Raw genomic sequence first — 26,362 nt, forward strand, 5'->3', positions numbered from 1 at the left:
CCGCTGTTTCTTGCAGGGGAACTGGAAAAGAAGATGTATCCTGCAACCATTTACTGTCAGGAGAAAGATTATGAAGCCTATATTGCAGCAGCAGCTCCAAAGCTTTCGGAATCAGATCGCAAAAATGAGGTAAAACGTCTCAGTTCCATGGACCTTTCCTTTGAATTCGGATGCAGTCTTGACCTTCCGTTTATCAGAGAGAAAATGAAGGAGGCAGATGTGGTCTGTGCTTCAGAGGAGGTGGCAAAAGAGCTGGCTCCTGAGGAAACAGCAGATGTAGAGATCATGCTGAGAGAACAGGCGGGAATTGTCAGTGGTCCGGTCCGGTCTGTGATGGATGCGGCTTTTGCTGCAAAGAGAGCTGCCCTGACTGTAGACCTTCTTGTACAGAATCTTTCGCCCCACAGCAACAGAGGCAGTGAAGGAGCAGTTACTGACCAGGCTCTATACAAATATGGAAGGGATAAAAGGATCCAAAAAGATTCCCTGCAGCATAGATGGATATTTAAAGGAAGAAGCTATTGAGGAAGCAAAGCGATGTATTCAGTGCCACTGTGATGAGTGTATGAAAAGCTGTGCCTATTTAAGTGAATATAAAAAGCACCCTGGTCTTCTTGCACGTGAGATTTATAATAATACCCAGATCATTATGGGAGATCACCAGATGAATAAACCGATGAATTCCTGTTCACTCTGCGGACAGTGTACTGTAACCTGTCCAAATGGGTTTGATATGAGCCAGGTCTGTAAATCTGCAAGAGAAAATATGGTATCTACAGACAAGATGCCTCTGGCACCTCATGAATTTGCATTGATGGATATGCTATTTTCCAATTCAGAGGCTTTTTTGTGCAGACCTCAGCCGGGATATGAAGTATCTGCCAGATATGTATTTTTCCCCAGGATGTCAGGCAGGAGCCATAGCGCCGGATGTTGTCACAGAGGCATATGAGAATACGTGCAGGAGGGACAGAGGGAGGTGTTGCTCTGATGCTGGGATGTTGTGGTGCCATCAGTGAATGGGCAGGACGCTATGAAATGACAGAAAAGGTAAATGAACAGCTGAAGCAGGAGCTTGCAAAGCTGGGAGATCCCATGATCATAGCAGGCTGTCCAAGCTGTATGAAACAGTTAAAAGAGAGTCTTGGTGCCAGAGTCACAGGAATCTGGGAAATCTTAAAGGAGATCGGACTTCCCGGACAGGCAAAAGGACTGGAGATACCTGTTGCAATACATGATGCCTGCGGTGCCAGGAGAGATACACAGACACAGGATACAATAAGAGAGCTTCTTGCAGATATGGGGTGTACTGTTGTAAATACAGAATATTCCAGAGATCTGTCTCCCTGCTGCGGATACGGCGGACTGACTTCCTACGCTAATAAAGAAATGGCAGATAAAATGACAGAAAAGTGTCTGGAAGCGATCCGATGCCCCATATATAACATACTGCATGGCATGCAGGGACCGATTTGTCAGGGAAGGCAGGGAATCCAGACATATCCTGGAACTTCTGTATGGCACAAATGCCGTCAATATGCCGGATATCAGTGAGAAACGCTACAACCGGCTTATGCTAAAAGAGAAGCTTTTAAAAAATATATGGAATGAGGAACTGATGATGGAGAAAAAAGATTATACCGTTGCATATACAGAGGATGCCATCAGTATGATGGATGAACGTATGATCCTGAAAAGTGATGTGGAGCGTGTATTATCAGATTACAGAGAAAACCAGGAAGCGATCTTTGATGAAGAGACAAAAGAACTGGTGACAAGGAGCAGACTTGGAAATGTAACATTCTGGGTGCGATTTGTGGAAACAGAAGAAGGGTATCTGGTACGCAGAGCATACAGTCATCGAATGAATATTATGAAAAGGGTGGGACAGTAATGGCAGTAGAGAGAACATATTATACCATTGATCCTGAGGGAAAGCTGACCTGCATGAAATGCAAGGTTCCTCTTGTAAAAGGAAAAGCAAAATTTATGTATCTGGAGAACGGTTTTCCTGTTGAGATGCCGGTCTGTCCAAAATGTGGCTTTGTCTATGTTCCGGAGGAACTGGCTCTTGGAAAGGTTCTGGCAGTGGAACGTGCACTGGAGGATAAATAGATGAACAGACATCCCGGAGGGGAAGAGCAGACAATTCATCTTCTGAAAAGAATAGAACTGAAAAAAGGAATGAAAGCGCTGGATCTGGGAGCAGGAGAGGGAGAGACAGTGCGGATCATGAAAGCATTTGGTCTGAACGTGCAGGGAGTGGATCTTGCTCCGCGAAGCAGTGAGGTGCAGAGGGGAGATTTTCTGGACCTTCAGTATGCAGCAGACAGTATGGATCTTTGTATCAGCCAGTGTGCATTTTTTGTCAGCAGAGATCAGAAAAAGGCAGTTTCTGAATGCTGGCGTGTACTGAAAAAAGGTGGATTTCTTTTACTGTCAGATCTGGATCCGGGCAATCTTTTGGAAATTGTGAAAGAAACAGGGTTTACGATTCTCTGTCAGGAGGACCAGACTGCTCTCTGGAGAGAATATTATCTGGACGCAATCTGGAATGATTCATTCTGCTGCGAGGATCATAAGCTTTTGCAGAAAGAATACAAAGGCAGAAAAATAGGCTATATCATGATAGTTGGCAGAAAGGAGTAGTGTATGGATCTTTATGAAAGAATAATGGAATTAGGCAGCATGGGATATCATTGTTCACAGATCATTATGATCATGACTCTGGAAACCATAGGAGAGGAAAATCCACAGCTTGTAAAGGCAATGGGAGGCCTTGGGGGAGGAATTGGTTATTGTGGAGATACCTGTGGGTGTCTGACAGGAAGTGCCTGTGCCATCGGATATTTTCTCGGCAATCTGGCTCCTGAGGAGAAGGAAGATGCACAGATGAAGCCGGCTGTACAGGAATTATATCAGTGGTTCCGTCAGAAGACAGAAGAAGAATTTGGAGCTTTTTACTGTAAGGATATCACTCATCTGGACTGGGGCATAATTATGGAGAAATGTCCCGGACTTATTGCAGATACTTATACAAAAGTTATGGAAATACTGACAGAGAGGGAGGTACTGGAGCTTTGATTACCATCGGCAAAACAAAAAGTGTCTGTCCGGAATGTATGAAGGTAGTTCCTGCCAAAAAGTGTATTGGTGAAGACGGGATTTATCTGGTAAAGGAATGCAATGTTCATGGGAAATTTCAGACTCTGATCTGGGAGGGAAATGCAGCAGATTATCTTTCCTGGGGAAGAGAAAATCTCTCAGCAGAAATTCCTGTAAATCCGAAGATTAAAGAAAAATCCTGTCCGGATAATTGCGGACTCTGTGAGGAACATGAAAGAAAAGGCTGCTGTATGATCCTGGAAGTCACAAAACGCTGTAATATGCACTGCCCTGTCTGCTTTGCTTCAGCAGGAGAAGGCGGGGAAAAGGGAAATCTTCCTATCTGTGAAATAGAAAAACAGTATGATTTTCTGATGGCTCACGGAGGTCCCTTTAATATACAGCTCTCAGGAGGAGAGCCAACCATGAGAGATGATCTGCCTGACATCATACATATGGGAAGAGAAAAAGGATTTACATTTTTTCAGTTAAATACTAATGGAATCCGGCTTGCCAGGGAAGATGGATATGCCAGAAAGCTGAAAAAAGCAGGACTGAATACAGTATTTCTTCAGTTTGACGGTGTGACAGATCAGGTTTATGAGACTTTACGTGGACAGGCTATGATGGAACTGAAGAAAAAGGCGGTCTTAAACTGTTCAGAAGCAGAACTTGGTATTGCTCTTGTGCCGGTCATAGCGCCGGGAGTAAATGATATGCAGGTAGGGGATATCCTGAAATTTGGTCTGGATCATATGCCCTTTGTCCGTGGCGTACATTTTCAGCCTATCAGTTATTTTGGCAGATGTTCCCAGAAGCGCCCCACAAATCCCATCACCATACCAAAGATGCTGAGACTTATTGAAGAACAGACAGAGGGACTGATGAAAATTGAGGATTTTGCAGGCGGCGGAGCAGAGAATCCCTACTGCTCCTTCCATGCAAGTTATCTGAGAAAAGGGGAGCGGGAACTGAAGCTTCTTGAAAAAAAATCAGGAAAAGGATGCTGCTGTACTACCAGTGATGATTCCAGACAGTATGTGGAAAATCAGTGGAGCTACAGTACAAAAAACTATGATGAAGGAGAAATGACACAGACAGATGCGCTGGATGAGTTTCTGACCCGGATACATAATGAAACTTTTGCAGTATCAGGCATGATCTTTCAGGATGCCTGGAATCTGGATCTTGACCGTCTGAAACGCTGTTATATCTGTGAAGTGGATCCTGATTATGGAATGGTGCCGTTCTGTGCATATAATCTGACTAATCTGAAAGGAACATATTTATACAGAAAGTGAAACGATCCAATATAGATGCAATGATCTGTAAGCAGGAAAGAATTACAGATATTACAAGGGAAGCAATAAACAAAATACAGTTGGATAAACTGAATGCTGTTCTGAAAAGAGAAAAAGAAAGGGAGGGATTTTACAGAGATCTGCCGGAAAGGCTGGAAAGCCTTGCTGATCTGAAAGCCCTTCCCTTTACAACTGAATCCGACCTTGCTCAGAAAGGGGGCAGGATGTTACTGTGTTCTCAGGGAGAAATACAGAGGATCATTTCAGAACAGACAAGCGGAACAACAGGTGCCGGTAAACGTGTATTTTATACAGAAGGAGATTGTGAACATACCATAGAACTTTTTATGGCCGGACTTGGTGAGTTTATTTATCCGGGAAGCAGGACTATGGTTGCCATGCCGTTTTCCGGTCCTTTTGGACTGGGAGAGCTGATCGCAGAAGCAATCAGACGTATAGGTGCACACCCCCTTTTAACCGGGAACAGTAAAACCTATGGTGAGTTAAAAACAATCCTGGAAGAGGAACAGCCGGACACTTATGTAGGTATGCCGACAGCATTGCTTTCCATGCTCAGAATGTGTGGAAAAGGAAGTATAAAGAGAGCACTGGTATCAGGGGATGCCTGTCCGGAAACAGTAATGAAAGAAATAGAAAAAATTCTGGGAACACCACTCTGGCCTCATTATGGTTCCAGAGAGATGGGACTTGGGGGCGCGATCTGCTGCCAGGCTCATGAGGGCATGCACATGAGGGAGAATCACTGTATCACAGAAATCATAGATAAAGAGGGAAATGTTCTGCCTGACGGTCAATGGGGAGAACTGGTGATCACAACCATTGGGATGGAGGCACAGCCTCTGATCAGATACAGGACCGGGGATCATACACGTATCATCCCCGGAAAATGTATCTGCGGAAGTGAGGTAAGGCGTCTGGATTTTGTAAGGCGCATCGACCAGTCCAAAAGTATGAGAGAAATGGATGAATTACTGTTTCAGTTTCCGGAACTGGTAGATTACTGTGTAAGGAGTGTTGGAGGGAAAAAAGAAATCACAGCACTTTTTACATCAGATAACGGAGAAGAACTGATCAGAAATGTCTGCGCAGAGAAGAATATTATTTCTTTGGACTGCAGAAAAGCTGAATGGAGCGATAGGGCATTGTATCCTGCGAAACGTATTATTTTATAGAGAAACTATTAGAAAACAGAACGAAATCCACAGACTGTCAGCCGGATTTCGTTCTGTTTATTGTTTTATGAATAGTTATTTGTTCACATTTGTATTATCCATAAAAATCAGCATTTCTCAGCAATATCATAAATCAGCCGTTCTGTATCTTCCCATCCGAGGCAAGGATCTGTGATGGAACAGCCAGGAGTCATATGATCACTGATATCCTGACGGCCCTCCAGAAGATAGCTTTCAATCATAACACCCTTCACCAGCTTTTTAAGTTCCGGATTATAATTACGACTGTGAAGTACTTCTGAGACAATTCGGATCTGCTCTTTGTATTGTTTATTGGAATTAGAGTGGTTGGCATCTATGATGATGGCAGGGTTCTTAAGATCTTTTTTGGCATATAAAGCAGACAGATGCATCAGATCTTCGTAGTGGTAGTTAGGAATAGTCTGTCCGTACTGGTTTACACCTCCGCGGAGAATGGTATGTGCCAGATCGTTTCCTGAAGTTTCCACATCATTTCCTCTGTAGATAAAATGATGAGGATGCTGTGCAGCAGTGACGGAATTCAACATAACAGAGAGATCACCACTGGTAGGATTCTTCATACCAACCGGAATATCCATGCCGCTGGCAGTGAGACGATGCTGTTGATTCTCTACGGAACGAGCACCTACAGCTTCGTAGGAGAGAATATCATCCAGATAGCTGCGGTTTTCAGGATAAAGCATCTCATCTGCAGAAGAGAGTCCTGTCTCCTGCATAACTCTCATGTGCATCTTGCGGATAGCAATGATTCCGGCAAGAAGGTCAGGAGCTTTATCAGGATCTGGCTGATGAAGCATTCCTTTATAACCGTCACCTGTGGTACGAGGTTTATTTGTATAAACTCGCGGGATAATCATCAGTTTGTCAGAAACTTTATCAGCCACTGTTTTCAGTTTGCGTACATATTCGCAGACTGTATCTTCGTTATCTGCAGAGCAGGGTCCTACAAGAACCACAAATTTATCTGATTCACCGGTAAAAATGCGGCGTATTTCTTCATCTCTCTGTTTTTTTACTTTTTTGAGTTCCTGGCTGAGAGGGTACTGAGATTTCAGAACCTCCGGCAAAGGAAGCTCGTGATTGATTTTCATAGACATGATTTGTTTCCTCCATATAATATCATACAGGCTCTTGATAATGCCGGAACTCAGGAATGTTTTATACCTGACCGGACTGCCTGCATATTTTTCTTCACAAGTATAACATGATGTTATCTAAAATTCCAGCACTTTAACACTTTAAATTGATATATTTTCAAAGGGCGTAATCAGACTGTTTTTTATGCTTGTTTCCTAGCTTCACAAAAATGCTTTCAGATGTTACAATCAAATAAAAGATATGAGGAAAGAAATATCAAAAGAATACCAAAGAAAGCTGGGGTGAATGTTATGGAGGGCAAGAGTATTCTGATAAAGGATACAACCAGAGAGGAAAGAAAACAGATTGTGGAAGAATCTTTTGGAAATATTTCTGCAAGCTGTGATGGCTGTATGGCGGGACTGGCTGAGATGTATCAGGAATATATTGATGGCACGAAGGAAATCCGCGATATTAACATGGAGTTTAATGCACACTACATACGGGAAGATTTGGATGAGAAATCAAAGAGAAGCTGCCCGATGTAGATAAAACAACTATATGGGAAACTTACAGATTCCGAATATGCAGGAAATAACAAGATAACAGGAGAAGGACAATAAAATGAGTACAAACAATATGAATAGATTTGAATTTAGAAGTATCAGACTGGAGGAGACACAGCAGGCAATAGAAATCGAGCAGATCTGCTTCCCGCCAAATGAGGCATGTTCCCCGAAGAGTCTGACAGAGAGAATAAAAGCAACAGCAGAAACATTTCTGGTAGCTGAGGATAAGGAAACTGGAAAGCTGGCTGCATTTCTTAATGGAGTTCCTACAGATGAGGATGCTTTCAGAGATGAATTCTTCACAGATATTTCTCTGAGTAATCCGGAAGGAAAAAATATTATGCTTTTGGGTCTGGATGTCCGTCCGGAATATCGTATGCAGGGCCTGGGTCGTGAATTGGTATCCAGATATGGCCAGAGAGAAGCACAAAAAGGACGAAAGAAACTTTTCCTCACCTGTCTGGATGAGAAGGTAAAGATGTATGAGAAATTCGGCTTTACAGATCTGGGTCAGGCAAACTCCACCTGGGGCGGAGAAACCTGGCATGCCATGAGCATTGAGATTGGAAAATAATTAACGAGCAGAACAGACAGGAGAGTGTACAATGAGCCTATATGCAATCGGTGATTTTCATCTTTCGTTTACAGTCAATAAACCTATGGATGTATTTGATAAAAGATGGAAGAATCATGTGGCTAAGATCGAGAAGCACTGGAAGAGAAAAGTAACAGAGAATGATACAGTGGTGATTACCGGAGATCATTCCTGGGGGAGAGATCTTGCAGAGTGTCAGGCAGATCTGGATTTTATTATGGCTCTGCCAGGCAGGAAGATTCTGCTTCGGGGAAATCACGATATGTTCTGGGATGCAAAGAAGACAGAAAATCTGAATGAGATGTTCAGGGGAAAGCTGGAATTTTTGCAGAATAATTTTTATACATATGAGGATTATGCGCTGGTGGGAACCAAAGGTTACTGCTATGAAGGAAAAGACAGCTATGAGCATTTCCTGAAGATCCGAGAGAGGGAACTGGGGAGGCTGCGCTGCTCTTTTGAAGGGGCAAAGGCGGCAGGATACGAGAAGTTTATCATGTTTCTCCATTATCCGCCAACCAGTATTGGAGAAATGGAGAGTCCGTTTACCCTGATGGCACAGGAATTTGGCGTCGAGAAGGTAATCTATTCTCACTGTCATGGAGAGAAACGGTATGATGACAGCTTTAAAGGCTATGTGGATGGAATAGAGTACAAGCTGGTGTCAGGTGATTATCTGAATTTTAAACCGGAGCTGGTTTTACGCTAATTATATTGTCTGGAAAAAATCCCTGGGAAGTATTATACTTTTCAGGGATGATTTTATGTGCTTTGAGAGAAAATATCTTCGGGGAGAAATGAGAAAATGAAGATTTACTACAGAGAGAAATCTGGCGGGATTGAGATTTTGCGGTGTTTTGGAATAGAGGGCAGAGTTGAGATTCCGGGAATGATAGAGGATAAATTGGTGGTCAGTGCGGCACCCTATGCATTTTCCAGCCATATGGAAGAGAAGGAAGAACTGAAAAATGCCTGCCTGTGGGAAGTGTCAGATGGTCTTGGATTTGGCAGAGAAGAACATGTTCTGGCAGGAAATGACGTGGAGGAGATTGTTTTTCCTCACACTTTAAAAGAGATTGGACGATATATTTTTTATGGCTGCGGAAATCTGAAAAAGCTGGAGTTTTCTGACAGCCTGATGCAGATAGGCTGTGGTGCATTTACAGGCTGCCATGCATTGGAGAAGCTGACTGTTCATATGAGACAGGGAAAGAAGTCAGGAGTTAAGGAAATGCTGGGCGAGATGTGGCAGAGGATTGATGTGAACTTTCTCTATGAGCATGAAGAAGCAAGGCTTGTATTTCCGGAGCATTATGATGAGGCGGTTGAGAACACTCCGGCGCGTATTCTGTATACGGAATATCATGGATCAGGAAGTAATTACAGACAGTGTTTTTATGATAAGGAGCTGAATTATCAGGAATATGACAGGCTTTTTGAAATGGCGGTGGCCATGGATAAGCTGGAGGTTCTGGTGGATATGTCATTTGGCAGACTGGAGTTTCCCTATGGACTGACCGGGAAAGCCAGGGAGAATTACAGGGAATATATCCGTAAGAATCTGAGAGATATTGCAGAATATCTGGTAAAGCAGGAGGATATGCACAGATTGGAAATGATATCTTCGCAAAAACTCTGGACACTGGAAGGAATCGATTCTGCGCTGGATTGTGCATCTAAGAGAAAAGAAACGGAAGTATCCGCATTCCTGATGAATGAAAGAGCAAATCTGGTGGATAACCAGGCAGAAACTACAGAAAAACTTTTGAATAGAAAAAATATAATGAGAAAAAAGAGGTTTGAACTGTGATAGATATAGAGGAAAATAAGGATGGAGCCAGAGGATAAAACACAGGAAATAGCAGAAAGAGCAGAGCGTCTGCAGGAGATCGGCAGCAGTATTCTCAGGGCTGCGAGGGATGAATTATATCTGGGAATGCGGTTTTTGGATGTGGCGCTGAGCAGTTTTTCTTATCAGATGGATGGTCAGATCCAAGGGTTTGGAACTGACGGAAGAGTGATGTATTTCCAGCCACAGATGCTGGGAGGTTTATATAGAGAGAACAGGATTCTGGTGAACAGAGGGTATCTGCACATGGTATTCCACTGTATTTTCCGGCATTTTGCATGGAGAGGTGCAGAAGGCAGGAAGAGGGCAGACGATGAAATTACAATCCAGGAACGTATGCGTGATCTGAGCTGTGACATTGCAGTGGAGCATATGATAGATGGGATGAACTATCGGAGTATCCGTTTCTCACGCAGTCTTCTGCGAAGGGAAACCTACCGTCTCCTTGAAAAAGAGGGCAAAACTCTTAATGCACAGAGAGTGTATAAAATATTGTCAGAATGGAATCTGAGTGAAAAGGATCTTACAAATCTGGAACAGGAATTTCGCACAGATGATCACAGATACTGGGAAAGCAAGAAACCGGATCAGAAACCGAATCCCATGCTCAGCCGCAAATGGGGAGAGATCAATGATGGAATCGAGACGGATCTGGAAACCTTTTCACAGGAGGCAGGTGAGCGGGATGGAGATTTCCTGGAGCAGATAAAAACAGAGAACAGAAGGCGATACGATTACAGAGAATTCCTGCGAAAATTTGCAGTTTTTCACGAAGAACTGGCAGTGGATGATGACAGTTTTGATTATAATTTCTATACCTATGGTCTGCGCCTCTATGGAAATATGCCGCTGATCGAACCACTGGAATCCAAAGAAGTTAAGAAGATAGAGGAGTTCGTGATCGTCATCGATACTTCCATGTCCTGTTCGGGAGAACTGGTGAGAAAGTTTCTGGAAGAAACCTACGGTGTACTTAGTGAAAGCGAGAACTTTTTTACAAAAATAAATGTGCACATCATTCAGTGTGATGAGAAAGTCCACACAGATAAAAAGATTACTTCTCAGAAAGAAATGAAAGATTATATGGAACATCTGGAACTGTATGGAGATGGCGGAACAGACTTCAGACCTGCATTTGAATGGGTGGACAAACTGCTGGAACAGCATGAATTTTATAACCTGAAAGGGTTGATCTATTTTACAGACGGATTCGGAATTTACCCGAAGAAAATGCCGCCATATAAGACTGCGTTTGCGTTTATGCAGGATAATTACAGAGATGTGGATGTACCGGTATGGGCCATGAAACTGATCCTGGATGAGGATGATTTTGATAAGTCAGACAGGTAATGAAATAAAAAACTGAGTAAAAGTAAGAAGTGTTCAGCAGGAAAGGATTTACATTATGGATATAAAACGAGCAAAACAGGAGATAAAAGACTCAATAGAAGCATACCTTGCGAAGGATGAATTTGGGGAATATCTGATCCCTGCCATACGCCAGAGACCAATTCTCCTTATGGGGGCACCGGGAATCGGTAAGACGCAGATCATGGAACAGATCGCCAGGGAATGTAAGGTAGGTCTGGTATCTTATACCATCACTCATCACACCAGACAGAGTGCAGTAGGACTACCCTTTATCAAAGAGAAAACCTTTGGAAGTGAAAGTTTTTCTGTCACAGAATATACAATGAGTGAGATTATTGCATCTGTCTATGAAAAGATGGAAAAGACCGGATTGAAGGAGGGAATTCTGTTTATCGATGAGATCAACTGCGTATCGGAAACTTTAGCACCGATGATGCTCCAGTTCCTTCAGGGAAAGACTTTTGGCAATCAGAAAGTACCGGAAGGCTGGGTGATCGTGACGGCAGGAAATCCACCGGAATATAATAAATCTGTCCGCGAATTTGACGTGGTAACCCTCGACCGAATCAAGAGAATTGATGTACAGCCGGACTTTGAGGTATGGAAAGAGTATGCTTATGAGCAGGGAATCCATCCGGCAGTGATTTCTTATCTGGAGCTTCGCAGAAAGAATTTCTACAGAATGGAGAATACAGTAGATGGTCGTATTTTTGCCACCGCCAGAGGATGGGAGGATCTTTCCAGGCTGATTCAGGTGTATGAAACACTGGGAAAAGATGTGGACAGGGAAGTGGTATGTCAATATATTCAACACCCTATGATTGCGAAGGATTTTGCCGCATATCTGGCATTGTACAACAAATATAAGACAGACTATGCAGTTGAAGAATTACTGCAGGGAAAATGGACGCAGATTACCATACAGAAAATAAGAAATGCATCTTTGGACGAACACCTAAGTCTGGTGGGACTTTTAAATGGAAAATTAAGTCAGCTATTTACAGAATGTTATTTAACGGATTCTTATATAACAAAACTGTATGAATATATGGTATATTATAGAGACAACCTTGCAAATATTTCTCTGAAGGCAGTTTGTCAGAAAGCGGAGAATGATCTGGAGTCAGCAAGAAAAGCAGAACTGCTGACTCGAAATGAGGAGAAAACGTTTCTCAGAGTCAATACTTTTCTGGAAAATATCTGGCTGAAGATGGAAGGGATAACGCAGGCCGAATGTGATATTTACGAGAAAGTAAAGGAAGCTTTTTCCAGAGAGGCAGATGGTTTGGAAAAGCAGACAGAAACGGTTTCTCAGACATTGCAGAACGTTTTTGATTTTATGGAGGCAGCTTTTGGAGACAGCCAGGAAATGGTAGCATTTATTACAGAATTGAATGCAAACTTTTACAGTATCTGGTTTATCCGGGAAAATGGCTCAGATCAGTATTATCGTCATAATAAGGGACTATTGTTTGATGATAGACGAGAAACTGATCCTGGGGCAGATGGAGGAATTGGAAAGTACAATGAAACGGGGGATTACGGATGGTGTCTGAATTAAGATTTGAGACAAAAAAAATCAGAATGGCTGATCTGGGAAAGGAGAGCTGCGTGCCAGATCTCCTTGGAGAACTGACTATGCAGAATCAGCTGGAATTTCATCTGGACGAGACAGATGAGATCTATGAAGGATATGGACGCGTAAAAAGTGCTTATCCATATCGGCAGAGGAACACTTATACAAGAGAGCTTAAGGAGATGGAAATACATACAGCAGTTCTTGAGAACAGATATTTAAAGGCTGTATTTCTTCCGGAATTCGGAGGCAGGTTATGGGAACTCTGGGATAAATATACAGGAAGAAACCTGTTGTATACCAATGATGTTCTGCAGTTTAGCAATCTGGCAGTACGTAACGCCTGGTTTAGCGGAGGTGTGGAATGGAACATAGGTATTATCGGACATAATCCTTTTACAACTGAACCGCTTTACACCGCACAGACTGTTAATGAAGATGGGGAACCGGTTCTGCGTATGTATGAATATGAGCGTATTCGAAAAGTGACTTATCAGATGGACTTCTGGCTGGAAAAAGACAGCAGCTTTTTGAATTGCCGGATGCGTATTGTAAATGAAGGAAAAGAAGTAGTACCAATGTACTGGTGGAGTAATATGGCGGTTCCGGAATACGAAAACGGAAGAGTTGTTGTGCCGGCGGTACAGGCATTTACATCAAGAGGAACACAGGTTACGAAGGTAGATCTTCCGATAGTAGAGAATATCGATATCTCTGATTATACTGCTATAAAAAAATCTGTAGATTACTTCTTTGATATTCCGGCTGGATGTCCGAAATATATAGCAAATATAGATGAAACCGGTTATGGTTTATTGCAGATTTCGACAGATCGTTTACGTAGCAGAAAGCTTTTTTCCTGGGGAAATCAGGATGCGTCTAATCACTGGCAGGAGTATCTCACAGATAAGGCAGGACGTTATCTGGAGATTCAGGCAGGACTTGGAAAGACACAGTATGGATGTATTCCGATGGCGCCTCACACAGCCTGGGAGTGGATGGAACAGTATGGTTCTGTTCAGATTTCTGAAGATGTGCTGGAGAAAGAATACAGGGAACGTACAGTTCTGGTAACCGAAAAGATTCTTGAGACAGGACTTCACGAAAAGTTGAAAGAAAAACTGGAAACATCAAAAGAGATGTCAAGAAAAAAAGCGCAGACAGTATATAGAGGAAGCGGATATGGGGCACTTGCAGTGCATGGAGAAAGTACAAAACATCTGGAATTTTCTATGAAAGCTGTAAATGAATCTCAAGCTGAAAATTCAAAAGAAGAGGCAGTTTTGGAAAAATGGAAGCATTTTTTTGAAACAGGAATTTTGCATTGTCCGAAACCACTGGAAGCACCAGATGAATTTATGATAGATGAGACAAATGTAGATTTTCTGGAAACTCATATGGAAGAAAATGCACAGAACTGGTATGCGTACTATCAGCTTGGGCTGGGATATTATCGAAAAGAAGACTACGGGAAGGCAGAGAAAGCTTTTGAGGATTCGCTCAAATTGAGAGAAAGTGCATGGGCATTCCATGGTCTTAGCTGTGTAAAACTGATGCAGAATGAAAAGGATCAGGCTGGCAGATATATCCTTCAGGGAATGGCGTTTGAGCGAAAAGAACTGTCCTATCTGAAAGAAGGATTCAGAATTCTTTTGCTGGCAGAGAAATATGAAGAATTAAGTCATTTCTATCGGAAATTGGATAAAGAAGAACAAGAAGACAGCAGACTGAAACTGGGGTATGTCCAGGCACTTCATGGGCTGAAACAAGATAAAAAGGCGCTTGATCTACTGGAAAGTAAAGGCGGTCTTATACCAGAGGATATTCGTGAAGGAGAGGATTCCCTGGGGAAAGTCTGGAAAGAATTGTATAAAAGTGTCTATAAAAAAGAGGGAAAACTTCCACATAAATTTAATTTCCAGGCAAATTAGCATTGGATTTTCAGATAAATAGTGGTATGCTGATGGATAGAAAGATGATTTGAGATAAAGAATCATACAGGAAACGAGGAGGAATATAAAATGGAACTTGAAGTATTAAGAAAAGATATGGTTGCAGCTATGAAAGCTAAGGATAAAGTGACAAAGGAAGCGGTGTCTTCTCTGATTGCGGCAGTAAAGAAAGTGGCTATTGATGAGGGATGTCGTGATGAGATCAAGAGTGATCTGGTCGACAGAGTAATCCTGAAAGAGCTGAAAACTGTAAAAGAACAGCTGGATACCTGCCCGGAGAGTCGTGAGGATCTGAAGGCTGAATATCAGGCAAGATATGATGTGATTGCTAAATATGCTCCAAAGCAGATGGATGCTGCAGAGATTAAAGCATATCTGGAAGAGAAGTTTGCAGAGGTTCTTGCAACAAAGAATAAGGGACAGATCATGAAGGCTGTTATGGCTGATCTGAAGGGAAAAGCAGACGGTAAGGTGATTAATCAGGTGGTTGCAGAGATTTGCAAATAAGAGGCTGCTGATTCCTGGTGGAACAGAGTGAGATATGAGATTTACCGCAGTATCGTGTGAAGTGCCAGATACTGCGGTTCTTTTTTTATAGTTTGAGATGGGACGTGCGAAAAAATAGTTTATTTTGAGTGCGGTTTCGGATACTAAGATATTCTAAGGCATCAAAAATCCGCTAAAAGCATGAGAAGAAAAGTCTGGATTAATCGCTGGCGCTCAGACAAAGGACTTTTCTTCTCATAACGCGGATTTTTGATGCCTAAGAATATCTAAGTGTCCTGCAAATGCACTCAAAATAAACTATTTTTTCGCACTGGTTACTGGTAGTGATAAGGTATTAATGATATGTGTAAATTTAGTGTAATAGTGGAAAGAGGTGAGAGGATATGGAGTTTCAGCATGAACTGATTATTCCGAATGAGGGGTTGCCGTTTAAGGTGTTTCTTTTTGAAGGGGGAAATGGTAATTATGTGAGGGAGAAGCATTGGCATACTTCGATTGAGATTTTTGCGGTTATGGAGGGGCATCTGGAGTTTTTTATGAATAAGGAGGAGTATCCGTTAAAGGCCGGGGAGCAACTTATTATTAATTCTAATGAGATTCATTCGATTCATGCGGCAGAGCGAAACAAGACTGTGGTGTTGCAGATTCCTCTGAAGCAGTTTGAGAATTATTTTACGGCGCAGCGTTTTATTCGGTTTCGCAGTCAGGATGCGGATGCGGATGGAAAGCTGGCTTCGCTGATTAAGAAGTTGTATAAGGTTTATACAGCGAGAGATACGGGATATGAATTCAGGACGATGTCTTTGTTTTATGAGATTATGTATATGCTGGTCAAGAATTATCGATTGACGGAGGCGCATGAGAAGGAGATACGGCATAGCCGTAAGTTGGATACTTTGTCAAAAATTACCACTTATATGCGTGAACATTATAAAGAAGATCTGAAACTTTCAGATCTGGCGGCTACATTTGGTTATTCTGATGCGTATTTGTCGCGAATGTTTCAAAAATATGCAAAAATTAACTATAAAACTTATTTGCAGGACATTCGTATGGCATATGCGTACAGAGATTTGATGAATACGGACCGTACGATTAGTCAGATTGCACTGGATAACGGATTTTGCAGCAGCCGCGGCTTTTCGGGGGAATTTCAGAAGAGATACGGGATTCTGCCGAGTGAGATGCGTAAGCAGGAAAATCAAAAAGGTCAAAAAAACGCTATAGAATAGTCAAGAAAAATGGCGAAAAGGGATAGCCTGTCTGCTATACTCAAGTCACAGTAAAGATAACGTGAAAGTTCTTAGTGAGCCAATAAGATTATTTCGAGAATCAACTTGTCGGTTCACCAGAGAAAAAAAGGAGGTCTACAGGTGAAGATTCAGAATGTAGCAGACGCTTCTTTCCGTAAATATGGAAAGGTGCTTGAGGGGTATGATTTCAGTGCTCTTCTTAAAGAAATGAAACACACACCGGTTCCGGATGATGTCGTTTATGTTCCTTCTGTAGAAGAACTGGAAGCATTAGATGTAGCAAAGGAATTACAGAATAAAGGTTTCGGCGGAATTCCGATTGAGATTGGATATTGCAACGGACATAACAAGAAATTGAATGCGGTAGAGTATCATCGCAGTTCAGAGATCAATGTGGCAGTGACAGATCTGGTTCTGCTGATTGGAAGCCAGCAGGATATTACTGATGAGCTTACATATGACACTTCTAAGATCGAAGCATTCCTTGTACCGGCAGGAACAGGTATTGAAGTATATGCAACAACACTTCATTATGCACCATGCAATGTACAGGATGGCGGATTCCAGTGTGTAGTTGTACTTCCGGCAGGAACGAATACTGATCTCACATTTGAAACTGCAAAAACAGGCGAGGACAGCTTACTGACAGCTAAGAATAAATGGCTCATCGCACATGAAGATGCAGCGATTGAAGGTGCAGTAAACGGACTTCGCGGAGAGAATATCACAATTGACTGATTTCAATAATCCGGTCAGAACTCTGTGGACAGAGTGAGCAGGTTACGAATATAGAGCAATTGTAAACAGTAACCGGCAATAGAATCAGAATGATATGGTTTTTGAAAATAATAATCAGAACGAAACCTAATATTTAACATAAGGAATTTCAGAAAGAAAAAAGGAGAATTAATCATGATCGATAACATGCCAAAAGTAAAAGTCGGAATCGTAGCAGTAAGCCGTGACTGTTTCCCGGAAAGCCTTTCCGTAAACAGAAGAAAAGCACTTGTAGAGGCTTATACAAAGAAATATGGTGCAGAAGACATTTATGAATGTCCAATCTGTATCGTAGAGAGCGAAATCCATATGGTTCAGGCTCTTGAAGATATCAAGAAAGCCGGATGTAACGCACTTTGCGTATATCTTGGAAACTTCGGACCGGAAATTTCCGAAACACTTCTTGCTAAACACTTCGAAGGACCGAAGATGTTCTGTGCAGCAGCTGAAGAAACACAGGGCGACCTGATCCAGGGACGTGGAGATGCATACTGCGGTATGTTAAATGCAAGCTACAACTTACAGCTTCGTAATGTAAAAGCATATATTCCGGAATATCCGGTTGGTGACGCAGAAGACTGCGCAGATATGATCCATGACTTCCTTCCAATCGCAAGAGCAGTTGAAGGATTAAGCAACTTAAAGATCATCAGCTTTGGACCACGTCCAACAAACTTCCTTGCTTGTAACGCTCCGATCAAACAGCTTTACAACCTTGGTGTTGAAATCGAAGAGAACTCTGAACTTGATCTGTTCGAAGCATTCAACAAACATGCAGGAGATGAGAGAATCCCGGCAGTTGTTAAAGAAATGGAAGAAGAACTTGGTGCAGGAAACAAGAAACCTGAAATTCTTGAGAAACTTGCTCAGTATGAACTGACTCTGAAAGACTGGGTAGAGGCTCACAGAGGATATCGTAAATATGTAACATTAACAGGAAAATGCTGGCCGGCATTCCAGACACAGTTCGGATTCGTTCCTTGCTATGTAAACAGCCGTCTGACAGCTCAGGGCATCCCGGTATCCTGTGAAGTTGATATCTATGGTACATTAAGTGAGTTCATCGGAACAGTTGTAAGCCAGGATACAGTTACACTGCTTGACATCAACAACTCTGTACCGAAGGATATGTACAAAGAGTCTATCGAAGGCAAATATAACTACACACTGAAAGATACATTCATGGGATTCCATTGTGGAAATACAGCTTCCAGCAAGCTTTCCTTCTGTGAGATGAAGAACCAGATGATCATGGCAAGATCTCTTCCGGTAGAGGTTACAAACGGAACTCTTGAAGGAGATATCGTACCTGGAGATATCACATTCTATCGTCTGCAGAGCACAGCTGATAACAAACTTCGTGGATATATTGCACATGGTGAAGTTCTTCCTGTTGCAACGAAATCCTTTGGTTCTATCGGTGTATTCGCTATTCCGGAAATGGGACGTTTCTACCGTCATGTACTGATCGAGGGAGGATACCCACATCACGGAGCAGTAGCATTCGGACATTATGGAAAAGCTCTGTTTGAAGTATTCAAATATATCGGTGTACCGGTTGAAGAAATCGGATATAACCAGCCGGCAGGCGTAAGATACCCAACAGAGAATCCATGGGGATAATCAGAATTTGATAAAGATTGAATCTGAATTATAAATGATAATAGACTGACACGATAATTATAAGGCATCCCGGGGGTTTACCCTGGGATGTATTAGATTAAGTGAATGTGAGAAATCCATTCAATAATAGAGAGTAACTGATTTCATATCAGATGCCCTGTTATCAAATCGTGATAATAATGAATGGAACTAAATCAGTAATAATGAAATGCAAATAGTAATGTGATAAAAAGGAGAATAAAGTTATGTATTATATCGGTATTGACCTTGGTACTTCCGCTGTAAAACTTCTTCTTATGGAAGATTCAGGAAAAATCTGTAATATTGTTTCAAAAGAATACCCGTTATTTTTCCCGCATCCAGGCTGGTCTGAACAGAAACCGGAAGACTGGTTTGCACAGAGCATGGAAGGTATGAAAGAACTGACAAAGGATATTGACAGAACTCAGGTAGCAGGAATTGGTTTCGGCGGTCAGATGCATGGTCTGGTAACTCTGGACAAAGATGACAATGTAATCCGTCCTGCAATTCTCTGGAATGATGGTCGTACAGGCGAGGAAACAGAGTATCTGAATACTGTGATCGGAAAAGAGAAACTCTCTGAATATACAGCAAATATTGCTTTTGCAGGATTTACAGCGCCGAAGATTCTCTGGATGCAGAAAAATGAACCTGAGAATTTCAAGAAAGTAGTTAAAATTATGCTGCCGAAAGATTACCTGGCATATCGTCTGTCTGGTTCTTTCTGCACAGATGTTTCCGATGCTTCCGGTATGCTTCTGCTTGATGTAAAGAACCGTTGCTGGTCAAAGGAAATGCTGGAAATCTGCGGTATCACAGAAGAACAGCTTCCGAAACTGTATGAGAGCTGGGAAGTAGTAGGAACTCTGAAACCTGAAATTGCAAAAGAACTTGGATTCTCAGAAGATGTAAAAGTTGTTGCAGGTGCCGGAGATAACGCGGCAGCAGCTGTTGGAACAGGTACAGTTGGTGACGGACAGTGCAATATTTCTCTTGGAACATCCGGAACTGTATTTATTTCCAGCAAGAACTTTGGTGTGGATGAAAACAATGCACTTCATTCTTTCTGCCATGCAGATGGAAGTTATCATCTGATGGGATGCATGCTCAGCGCAGCTTCCTGTAACAAATGGTGGGCAGAGGAGATTCTTCAGACAAAGGATTTCGCAGCAGAGCAGGCTCCGATTCAGAAGCTTGGAGAGAATAATGTGTTCTTCCTGCCATACCTGATGGGAGAACGTTCTCCGCACAATAACCCGGATGCAAGAGGCGTATTCTTCGGAATGTCCATGGACAGCACAAGAGCTGATATGACACAGGCTGTTCTGGAAGGTGTTGCATTTGGACTTCGTGATTCTTTGGAAGTTGCAAGAAGTCTTGGAATCAAGATTGAGAGAACAAAAATCTGTGGTGGTGGAGCTAAGAGCCCGCTTTGGAAGAAGATTATTGCTAACGTTATGAACCTGAAAGTAGATGTTCTGGAAAATGAAGAAGGACCATCCATGGGTGGCGCAATGCTTGCAGCAGTAGGCTGTGGCGCTTATCCGGATGTAGAAACAATCGGTAAGAAATTTGCTAAAGTTGTTGATACAGTAGAACCGGATCCTGAATTGGTTGCAAAATATGAAGAGAGATATCAGAAGTTCAGAACTCTGTATCCGGCTATGAAGCCACTGTTCTAATCGAATCAAGGAAGTACTGCGGCGGTTGTGAAAAGCAATAAGCAGTTATTCGGTTATAAAAAGTAGCGAAGTGGATGGATTTTATCTGTTTGATACACTATTGGGCCAGAATAGAAAAATATGAGTTAAAAAGAAAATGGGGTTGTTGCATTATTCAGTGCAACAACCCCATTGAGAATATGTGGATAAATTAGCAGGAACCAAGGATATATTCTGCTATGTCTTCATCACTTACCATACCGGATTTTACGTCAAGGATAGCTTGTTGAAGTATCCTTACGGCCTCTTTACACTCTTCTTCATCGAAAATATATGAATCCTTGGATCTGCTGGATACCATAGGATAAAAACGATTTTTTAACCAAATCAAGTAAGTCCCCTGCTTCAATTGCGAAGAGCAATAAGCAGTGGGTGGGGACTTGCTTGTATCAGAAGGGGTACAAGCCCCTTCTGATAAACTGCGAAGCAGTTATTTGGTTATGAGCAAGTAGCGAAAGCGGATTGCGAATATCCGATTGACTACATCAGATATCACCTGACGATCTCTGTTTACATATTCAGTTCTGATTTTGTGTTCGTCCATATTCACAATCCTCATTTACCGGGTGCTGATATGAATAGAAATATTAGAGCGTGTCTAAGCTGAAATTATTTTACAGGTTTATATTTCCAGTCTGTAGCATCAAGCTCTTTTAAGGTTTTTACCACATGTTCAACGATAACATCGTTCATTTTTTTACCTTTTTCAGCGGTACCTTTTGTAGCATCGCCTGTCTGGGCAGTATCTGTAAGCTCTGAAAAATCCCATTTTATTTCTACTTCTGATGGGAGATTCGGCACTACACATGTTGCATATTCCGGTTCACACCAGTCAGGGAACAGATAGTAAGCAATTGAAGTCTCGCCCTCGCCTGCATGTCCCAGTCCATCCCATACTTCAAAAGTGTCTTTAGGAAGAAGATTTCCGGCAGCAACCCACCACTGTGTAAGAGCAGCGATTTGAGCCTCCGGATATTTCTCTTTAATTTTTCGGGAAGCAATTTCAATTGGTGCAATATTTCCATCATGTCCGTTCATGATAAAAATATGATTAATACCATTGCGAAGAACAGATTCAATAGTATCGTAGAGAACTGCAATAGTTGTATCATAGCTTAATGTCAGAGAAAATGGAAAACTGTCATAATGTGCACTGTATCCGATAGTGATTGGAGGAATGACCATCATACCATCAACCTGGTCAGCGATTTGTTTAGACAATTTATAAGCAACTAAAGTATCGCAGCCTTCGGCAATATGCTGTCCATGCGCTTCGCAGGAACCAATTGAAATGATTGCTTTTGTAAAGTTTGCTTCTTTTACCTGATGGGCTGTCATTTTCCATAATTCATTTAACATAATCGTATTCTCCTTTGATTTAATGTAAATATAATCTTTTTTCTACGAATTCAATCTGATCAGCTGTAATTCTGCGCGCCTGTTCCAAATCCCGTTTTTTCATAGCTGCTGCCAGCTGAATATGCATATCCAGAGAATTTTCAAGATTAGAACGTCCATCAATTACAAGATCTCTTCGGAGCCGATAAAAAACATTTTCCATTGCTGAAATCAGATAAGAGTTATTCGTAATACGAGCAATGGAAAGATGGAATTCCAGATTAAGCTCATTGTAATGAGTGTAAAAATTAGAATCATTCAAATCAATTTTTTTACTGGCAATCTGATAAATTTTTTCCAGTTCGGAATCAGATGCAAATCGGATTGCATATTCAACAGCTCCACATTCAAGAATAGAACGATATTGACATAGTTCCTGAAGCTCTGAAAGAGACAGTTTACGGATTAGATAACCCTTTCGGGGAATTTTTTCAAGGATACCTTCCTGACATAATATATTCAGTGCTTCTCTTGCAGGTGTTCTGCTTACTTGAAAACGGGACGAGACTTCTGCTTCTGTAATGAATTGATCATTATAGTGTAGATTATTAATATCATTTCGAAGCTGCTGCAGAATGGTCTCCGTAGTAGAAAAATTTTTTTTATTAACGTTTGATATCATCATATATGGACACTCCTCAATAAAAAGATAAAGAATGGAATAAATGAATTTAAACACATTATAAATGTAATACCAGTAACTTGCAACTACGTATATCACCAGAATACTAACAAAAATCACAGAAAAAGATTGTTACTTTCGACGGTTTTGAAGAAAGATTTAGAAAATTATTGACGCAGATGTATTTCTGTGATATACATCTGGTATACGTTTGTGCGGACATAAGTGGAGGCTCTTTGGAATGGGTAAAGAATGAATGAATTAAAAAGGGAAAGGAACAGAAAGCTATGGAAGAAAAAAACAACACTACTGTAGATATGCCGGGAAATGATGGAGAATTTATGCTGGAACCAGTTCCGATGTCGGCACGTCGTTCGACCCGAAGCCAGTTCATGGTATGGATCGGTTTTGGATATGCAGTAACCGGTCTGATCATTGGCGGAACTTTAGGCGGTTACGGTGGAACAGGCGGTATGCCACCTTCACAGGCAATGATGGCTATTATTCTTGGCATGGGAGCATTGTATCTGGTTACATGTTTCCTTGGGATTGTCGCACAGAAAACAGGGTTAAATCTTTCTCTGCTTGCACGTTTTTCTTATGGATATAAGGGAAGTGCTATACCAATGGCTGTAATGGCATTGCTGACTTTAGGGTGGTTCTCAAGTATTCTTGGAATGATTGGTGATATATGGGGAGCATTCATCGGAAATCCGACTGGAGTGATTGTATTTGACCCGTCAAAATACGGATTTTCCGGAGTAGCACCTATTACACTGGAAGTAGTAATCGCCTGCGTTTTCTGGGGACTGGTTTTCACTTTTACAGCAGTGAAGGGAATGGGAGCAATAGAAAAAGTATCAGATGTTTTTGCTCCATTGATTCTGATCGTAGCTGTTGTAGTAGGAATTATTTATGTAGTTCAGTGTGGCGGTGTTGGTGGCTTTTTGGATAAAGCAAATGAACTCCACGGACTTGGCATGGGAGAAGCAATTACTGCAGTAGTGGGAAGCTGGATTGCAGGTGCGGTTATGGGCGTTGACATGTTCCGTTTCAATAAGAGCACAAAAGCAGTCTGGGGATGTGCAGCTGCATGCTTTATTCTTACTAATCCTATTTTAAATATTGTAGGATATATTGGCACAGTATATATTGGCAATTTTAATTATGTACTTTGGATGCTTGGCGTGAACTTTATTGTTGCGATTTTAGGTGTTGTGGTATGGACAACAGCTCTCTGGACAACAGACAATAGTGAACTTTATTGCAATGCTCTGTATACGGGCCCGTCTTTGAATGCATTTGGAATCAATGTTTCCAGAAAAAAACTGGTTATTATTGCAGGAGTTATAGGAACTGTTCTTGGTTCATTTGCATTTTATCAGCTGTTTTTTGCAAATTTCATTAATATTCTGGGATCTATGGCTCCGCCATTATGTGCGCCGATCCTTGCAGATTATTTCGTAATTGGAAGAAAGAATAAAGACAAATACAATATGGAACTTTTAAATAAACATCCAAATTTCCGCTGGGCAGGGGTAATCTCTTTTGCTGTAGGAGCAATCTTAGGATTTGTATTCCAGTATAAGATAACTCTTCCTTTAGATTTACCGTCAGGTCTGGTTGCAATGGTGATTTCTTTTATCGTTTACATTGCTATTTATAAAATGACACCAGATGCAGCGGTGGATGAAAAACTTGTTTCAGGATTGGAAAAATGAAGCGTATTTTATTGATATTAACAGGAGGTACAATTGCCTCTGTAGAAACTGAACAGGGGCTGCGTCCGGGAATCTCGGAAGAAGAACTTAGAGAAAGCCTGTCTGGCATAACGGATTTCTGCCAGGTAGAAATACTGTCTCTGCTGAACGTAGACAGTACTAATATTCAACCGGAACACTGGCAAATGATCGTTCAGGCGATAGAAAAGCGTTTTGACTGTTATGATGGATTTGTTATCACCCATGGTACGGATACGATGGCATATACAGCGGCAGCTCTTTCATATATGATTCAAAATCCTCACAAGCCGGTTGTGATCACAGGAGCACAAAAACCTCTGGTTAAAACGGTTACAGATGCCCGCAAAAATCTAAGAGATAGCTTTCGCTTTGCATGTGAAGAAAATGTAAATGGTGTTTTTCTGATATTTAACGGAGAAGTAATACTAGGCACACGCGCCAGAAAAGTACGTTCCAAGAGTTTTAACGCTTTTGACAGTATCAATTATCCCATTGTGGCATTTATAGATAATGACAGAGTAATTCGTTACGTAGATATATCAGGTGACTCCGGTCCAACCAGCTTTTATTCCCATTTGGTGCCCAAAGTATTTCTTTTGAAGCTTGTTCCGGGAATCACACCAGATATATTGGATTACATCAGTGATCATTATGAAGCAGTAGTTATAGAAAGTTATGGGGTTGGTGGAATTCCGTTTGCAGATGAAAGAAATTTTCTGGAAAAACTGGAATGTCTTAACAGAAAAAAATGTATTGTTGTGATTGCTACACAGGTAATGCTGGAGGGAAGTGATGTAGAATTGTATGAGGTTGGATTCAGGGCAATGTCCAGATATCATCTCCTTCAGGCATATGATATGACAACGGAGGCAATAGTCGCAAAGTTGATGTGGCTTCTTGGAAAGTGTAATGATTTTGAGAGCTTTCAGAAAGAATTTTATACTCCGGTTTCCTGTGATCTCCTGAGATGCGAATAAAAAGCTATTGATAAAGAAAAGCTGCCGTCTTCACAAGTAAAATCTGTGGAGGCGGCAGTTTTTGATATGTATGGCATATCAGGAAAAAGGCAGCTTCAGGAATTCTTCCATGGCTCTGCTTATATAGCGGCCTTTCTTCCAGTAAAAAAATACAGTGCGTTTACTGCTCTGACCGGGCAGTTTATAAAAAACAAGTTCTGAATTTGTTGGAACTCTGGAGAGCAGAAGATCCCCGATGAAAGTGATGCCCATTCCCAAACATGCAATATTATAGGCAGTCATCTGCTGATCCAGGCGAAATACTACAGAAGGTGAAAAGTGATTTTCCTGACAAATGGTAAGTGCACGCTTACCGGTATCGTTATCTGAACGAAGAATAATAAATGGTTCGTTCTCAAATTTGTTTAATGGAACAGAAGGAATATCAGAAGAGCGGAACTGCCCGTTCCGGATTTCCTCAATAGGAATCTGATATTCCTGCAGTTTGGTATTGATTGAATAATTTTTGGGAACTGCAAGAAGAAGTTGTTCTTTCTGATAGATATAATGTTCAAAAATCTGGTTATCCAGAATACAGTTATCGATCACCAGATCTAACTTTCCGGCCTGGAGAAACTGGGATAGCTTTGCTGTACTTTCTTCTACAAGAGAAATTTGAACATGTGGAAATTTTTGGGAAAAATCAGCAATAAGGGGAGGCAGAATCCATGAAGAAAAGAAGTTACTGCCACCTACATTGAGAGTTCCTGTTTTGAGATTTCCCAGATCCAGTATGAAGTTTTCAAGATTATTTTCAATATCCATGACTTTTTCAACAGCCTGTATGTAATGTTTTCCAACTTCGGTTAACTGTAAAGGTTTGGTGCTTCGATCAAAAATAGGATAGCCAATACGGTTTTCTACACGTTTTACATTGGCGCTTAAAGAAGGCTGCGAAATGAAAAGAGCAGCAGCAGCTTTGGAAAAGCTTTTTTCCTTGTATACCTCATAGATGTATTCCATTCCCTGAAACATATAAACTCCTCCGATATATAACTTAGTTACTGTTCACTCCGTTCTCAGTAACGTAGCCAAAATTCATTCCAGATTGC

The 26,362-nt window shown here is 41.5% G+C and carries 26 protein-coding genes and 2 pseudogenes; 23 read left to right on the forward strand and 5 right to left on the reverse strand.

Translation table 11 applies throughout. The features are described from left to right. The 9 genes and pseudogenes from AC058W_RS02365 to AC058W_RS02405 form a co-directional block, all read left to right on the forward strand. Window positions 1–525, forward strand: a pseudogene (locus AC058W_RS02365) (hypothetical protein); the annotation flags it as partial. 40 nt (window positions 526–565) lie between these two features. Continuing rightward, window positions 566–952 carry a 4Fe-4S dicluster domain-containing protein gene (locus AC058W_RS02370; RefSeq protein ID WP_479389659.1) on the forward strand — a complete coding sequence of 129 codons (387 nt, stop codon included), beginning with the start codon at window positions 566–568 and terminating at the stop codon, window positions 950–952. Beyond that, entirely contained in the window at window positions 949–1,554 is a 606-nt protein-coding gene (locus AC058W_RS02375) for a heterodisulfide reductase-related iron-sulfur binding cluster (protein WP_479389660.1), read from the forward strand. Before AC058W_RS02370 ends, AC058W_RS02375 begins: the two co-directional genes overlap by 4 nt. Before the next feature lie 64 nt (window positions 1,555–1,618). Continuing rightward, window positions 1,619–1,894, forward strand: a complete 276-nt coding sequence (locus AC058W_RS02380; protein ID WP_479389661.1) for a hypothetical protein — start codon at window positions 1,619–1,621, stop codon at window positions 1,892–1,894. Next, entirely contained in the window at window positions 1,894–2,115 is a 222-nt protein-coding gene (locus AC058W_RS02385; RefSeq protein ID WP_005427475.1) for a DVU_1557 family redox protein, read from the forward strand. The genes AC058W_RS02380 and AC058W_RS02385 overlap by 1 nt, the downstream gene beginning before the upstream one ends. Continuing rightward, window positions 2,116–2,649, forward strand: coding sequence for a class I SAM-dependent methyltransferase (locus AC058W_RS02390; RefSeq protein WP_055199673.1), 534 nt, complete (start codon window positions 2,116–2,118; stop codon window positions 2,647–2,649). Window positions 2,650–2,652: 3 nt separating this feature from the next. Beyond that, a complete protein-coding gene (locus tag AC058W_RS02395; protein WP_055199674.1) occupies window positions 2,653–3,084 on the forward strand; it encodes a DVU_1555 family C-GCAxxG-C-C protein in 432 nt (143 codons plus the stop codon). Further along, entirely contained in the window at window positions 3,081–4,406 is a 1,326-nt protein-coding gene (gene trsS, locus AC058W_RS02400; protein ID WP_055199675.1) for a radical SAM (seleno)protein TrsS, read from the forward strand. Before AC058W_RS02395 ends, trsS begins: the two co-directional genes overlap by 4 nt. Further along, on the forward strand, window positions 4,403–5,599 hold the full coding sequence (locus AC058W_RS02405; protein ID WP_242986824.1) for a DVU_1553 family AMP-dependent CoA ligase: 1,197 nt from the start codon (window positions 4,403–4,405) through the stop codon (window positions 5,597–5,599). The genes trsS and AC058W_RS02405 overlap by 4 nt, the downstream gene beginning before the upstream one ends. Window positions 5,600–5,706: 107 nt before the next feature. Here AC058W_RS02405 and AC058W_RS02410 read toward each other — a convergent pair whose 3' ends face one another. Beyond that, a complete protein-coding gene (locus AC058W_RS02410) occupies window positions 5,707–6,738 on the reverse strand; it encodes a 3-deoxy-7-phosphoheptulonate synthase (protein ID WP_479389662.1) in 1,032 nt (343 codons plus the stop codon). Window positions 6,739–7,029: 291 nt separating this feature from the next. Between AC058W_RS02410 and AC058W_RS02415 the strand changes: the two genes are divergently transcribed. From AC058W_RS02415 to xylB, 12 genes and pseudogenes are all read left to right on the forward strand, one after another. Continuing rightward, window positions 7,030–7,266, forward strand: coding sequence for a purine biosynthesis protein PurH (locus AC058W_RS02415; RefSeq protein WP_479389663.1), 237 nt, complete (start codon window positions 7,030–7,032; stop codon window positions 7,264–7,266). A gap of 76 nt (window positions 7,267–7,342) precedes the next feature. Next, the gene (locus tag AC058W_RS02420) at window positions 7,343–7,861 is read left to right on the forward strand and encodes a GNAT family N-acetyltransferase (RefSeq protein WP_118137701.1); all 519 of its coding nucleotides are present in this window, start codon (window positions 7,343–7,345) and stop codon (window positions 7,859–7,861) included. Window positions 7,862–7,892: 31 nt separating this feature from the next. Next, entirely contained in the window at window positions 7,893–8,591 is a 699-nt protein-coding gene (locus AC058W_RS02425; protein WP_479389664.1) for a metallophosphoesterase, read from the forward strand. A 96-nt stretch (window positions 8,592–8,687) separates the two neighbouring features. Beyond that, the gene (locus tag AC058W_RS02430) at window positions 8,688–9,692 is read left to right on the forward strand and encodes a leucine-rich repeat protein (protein WP_118591238.1); all 1,005 of its coding nucleotides are present in this window, start codon (window positions 8,688–8,690) and stop codon (window positions 9,690–9,692) included. A gap of 21 nt (window positions 9,693–9,713) precedes the next feature. Then, the gene (locus AC058W_RS02435) at window positions 9,714–11,081 is read left to right on the forward strand and encodes a vWA domain-containing protein (protein WP_479389665.1); all 1,368 of its coding nucleotides are present in this window, start codon (window positions 9,714–9,716) and stop codon (window positions 11,079–11,081) included. A gap of 55 nt (window positions 11,082–11,136) precedes the next feature. Further along, window positions 11,137–12,658, forward strand: a pseudogene (locus tag AC058W_RS02440) (ATP-binding protein). Next, on the forward strand, window positions 12,648–14,609 hold the full coding sequence (locus AC058W_RS02445; RefSeq protein WP_479389666.1) for a DUF5107 domain-containing protein: 1,962 nt from the start codon (window positions 12,648–12,650) through the stop codon (window positions 14,607–14,609). Before AC058W_RS02440 ends, AC058W_RS02445 begins: the two are co-directional and overlap by 11 nt. A 90-nt stretch (window positions 14,610–14,699) precedes the next feature. Further along, window positions 14,700–15,137, forward strand: a complete 438-nt coding sequence (locus tag AC058W_RS02450) for a GatB/YqeY domain-containing protein (RefSeq protein WP_117676738.1) — start codon at window positions 14,700–14,702, stop codon at window positions 15,135–15,137. Between the two features lie 383 nt (window positions 15,138–15,520). Then, on the forward strand, window positions 15,521–16,369 hold the full coding sequence (locus AC058W_RS02455) for an AraC family transcriptional regulator (RefSeq protein WP_118137713.1): 849 nt from the start codon (window positions 15,521–15,523) through the stop codon (window positions 16,367–16,369). A gap of 141 nt (window positions 16,370–16,510) precedes the next feature. Further along, window positions 16,511–17,128, forward strand: coding sequence for a DUF4867 family protein (locus tag AC058W_RS02460; protein WP_117845233.1), 618 nt, complete (start codon window positions 16,511–16,513; stop codon window positions 17,126–17,128). A 177-nt stretch (window positions 17,129–17,305) separates the two neighbouring features. Beyond that, entirely contained in the window at window positions 17,306–18,790 is a 1,485-nt protein-coding gene (locus AC058W_RS02465) for an L-fucose/L-arabinose isomerase family protein (RefSeq protein ID WP_055199736.1), read from the forward strand. A 245-nt stretch (window positions 18,791–19,035) separates the two neighbouring features. After that, complete coding sequence (xylB, locus tag AC058W_RS02470; protein ID WP_117676742.1) at window positions 19,036–20,493, forward strand: xylulokinase; 1,458 nt, start codon at window positions 19,036–19,038, stop codon at window positions 20,491–20,493. A 190-nt stretch (window positions 20,494–20,683) separates the two neighbouring features. Here xylB and AC058W_RS02475 read toward each other — a convergent pair whose 3' ends face one another. The 3 genes from AC058W_RS02475 to AC058W_RS02485 form a co-directional block, all read right to left on the reverse strand. Further along, the gene (locus tag AC058W_RS02475; RefSeq protein ID WP_479389667.1) at window positions 20,684–20,863 is read right to left on the reverse strand and encodes a hypothetical protein; all 180 of its coding nucleotides are present in this window, start codon (window positions 20,861–20,863) and stop codon (window positions 20,684–20,686) included. A 278-nt stretch (window positions 20,864–21,141) separates the two neighbouring features. Beyond that, window positions 21,142–21,891, reverse strand: coding sequence for a creatininase family protein (locus AC058W_RS02480; protein WP_117676744.1), 750 nt, complete (start codon window positions 21,889–21,891; stop codon window positions 21,142–21,144). A gap of 19 nt (window positions 21,892–21,910) precedes the next feature. Then, complete coding sequence (locus AC058W_RS02485) at window positions 21,911–22,555, reverse strand: GntR family transcriptional regulator (protein WP_117845221.1); 645 nt, start codon at window positions 22,553–22,555, stop codon at window positions 21,911–21,913. Between the two features lie 284 nt (window positions 22,556–22,839). Here AC058W_RS02485 and AC058W_RS02490 point away from each other — a divergent pair, with 284 nt between their 5' ends. Both AC058W_RS02490 and AC058W_RS02495 read left to right on the forward strand, forming a co-directional pair. Continuing rightward, entirely contained in the window at window positions 22,840–24,273 is a 1,434-nt protein-coding gene (locus AC058W_RS02490; protein WP_117676746.1) for a purine-cytosine permease family protein, read from the forward strand. Further along, window positions 24,270–25,271: an asparaginase gene (locus tag AC058W_RS02495; RefSeq protein ID WP_117845219.1), complete on the forward strand. Its 1,002-nt coding sequence runs from the start codon at window positions 24,270–24,272 to the stop codon at window positions 25,269–25,271. The genes AC058W_RS02490 and AC058W_RS02495 overlap by 4 nt, the downstream gene beginning before the upstream one ends. Before the next feature lie 78 nt (window positions 25,272–25,349). Here the strand turns inward: AC058W_RS02495 and AC058W_RS02500 are convergent, their stop codons facing one another. Further along, the gene (locus tag AC058W_RS02500) at window positions 25,350–26,285 is read right to left on the reverse strand and encodes a LysR family transcriptional regulator (protein WP_117676748.1); all 936 of its coding nucleotides are present in this window, start codon (window positions 26,283–26,285) and stop codon (window positions 25,350–25,352) included. Window positions 26,286–26,362: the final 77 nt, after the last annotated feature.

The sequence above is a fragment of the Blautia sp. CGZ-1-C1 genome (assembly GCF_056504575.1).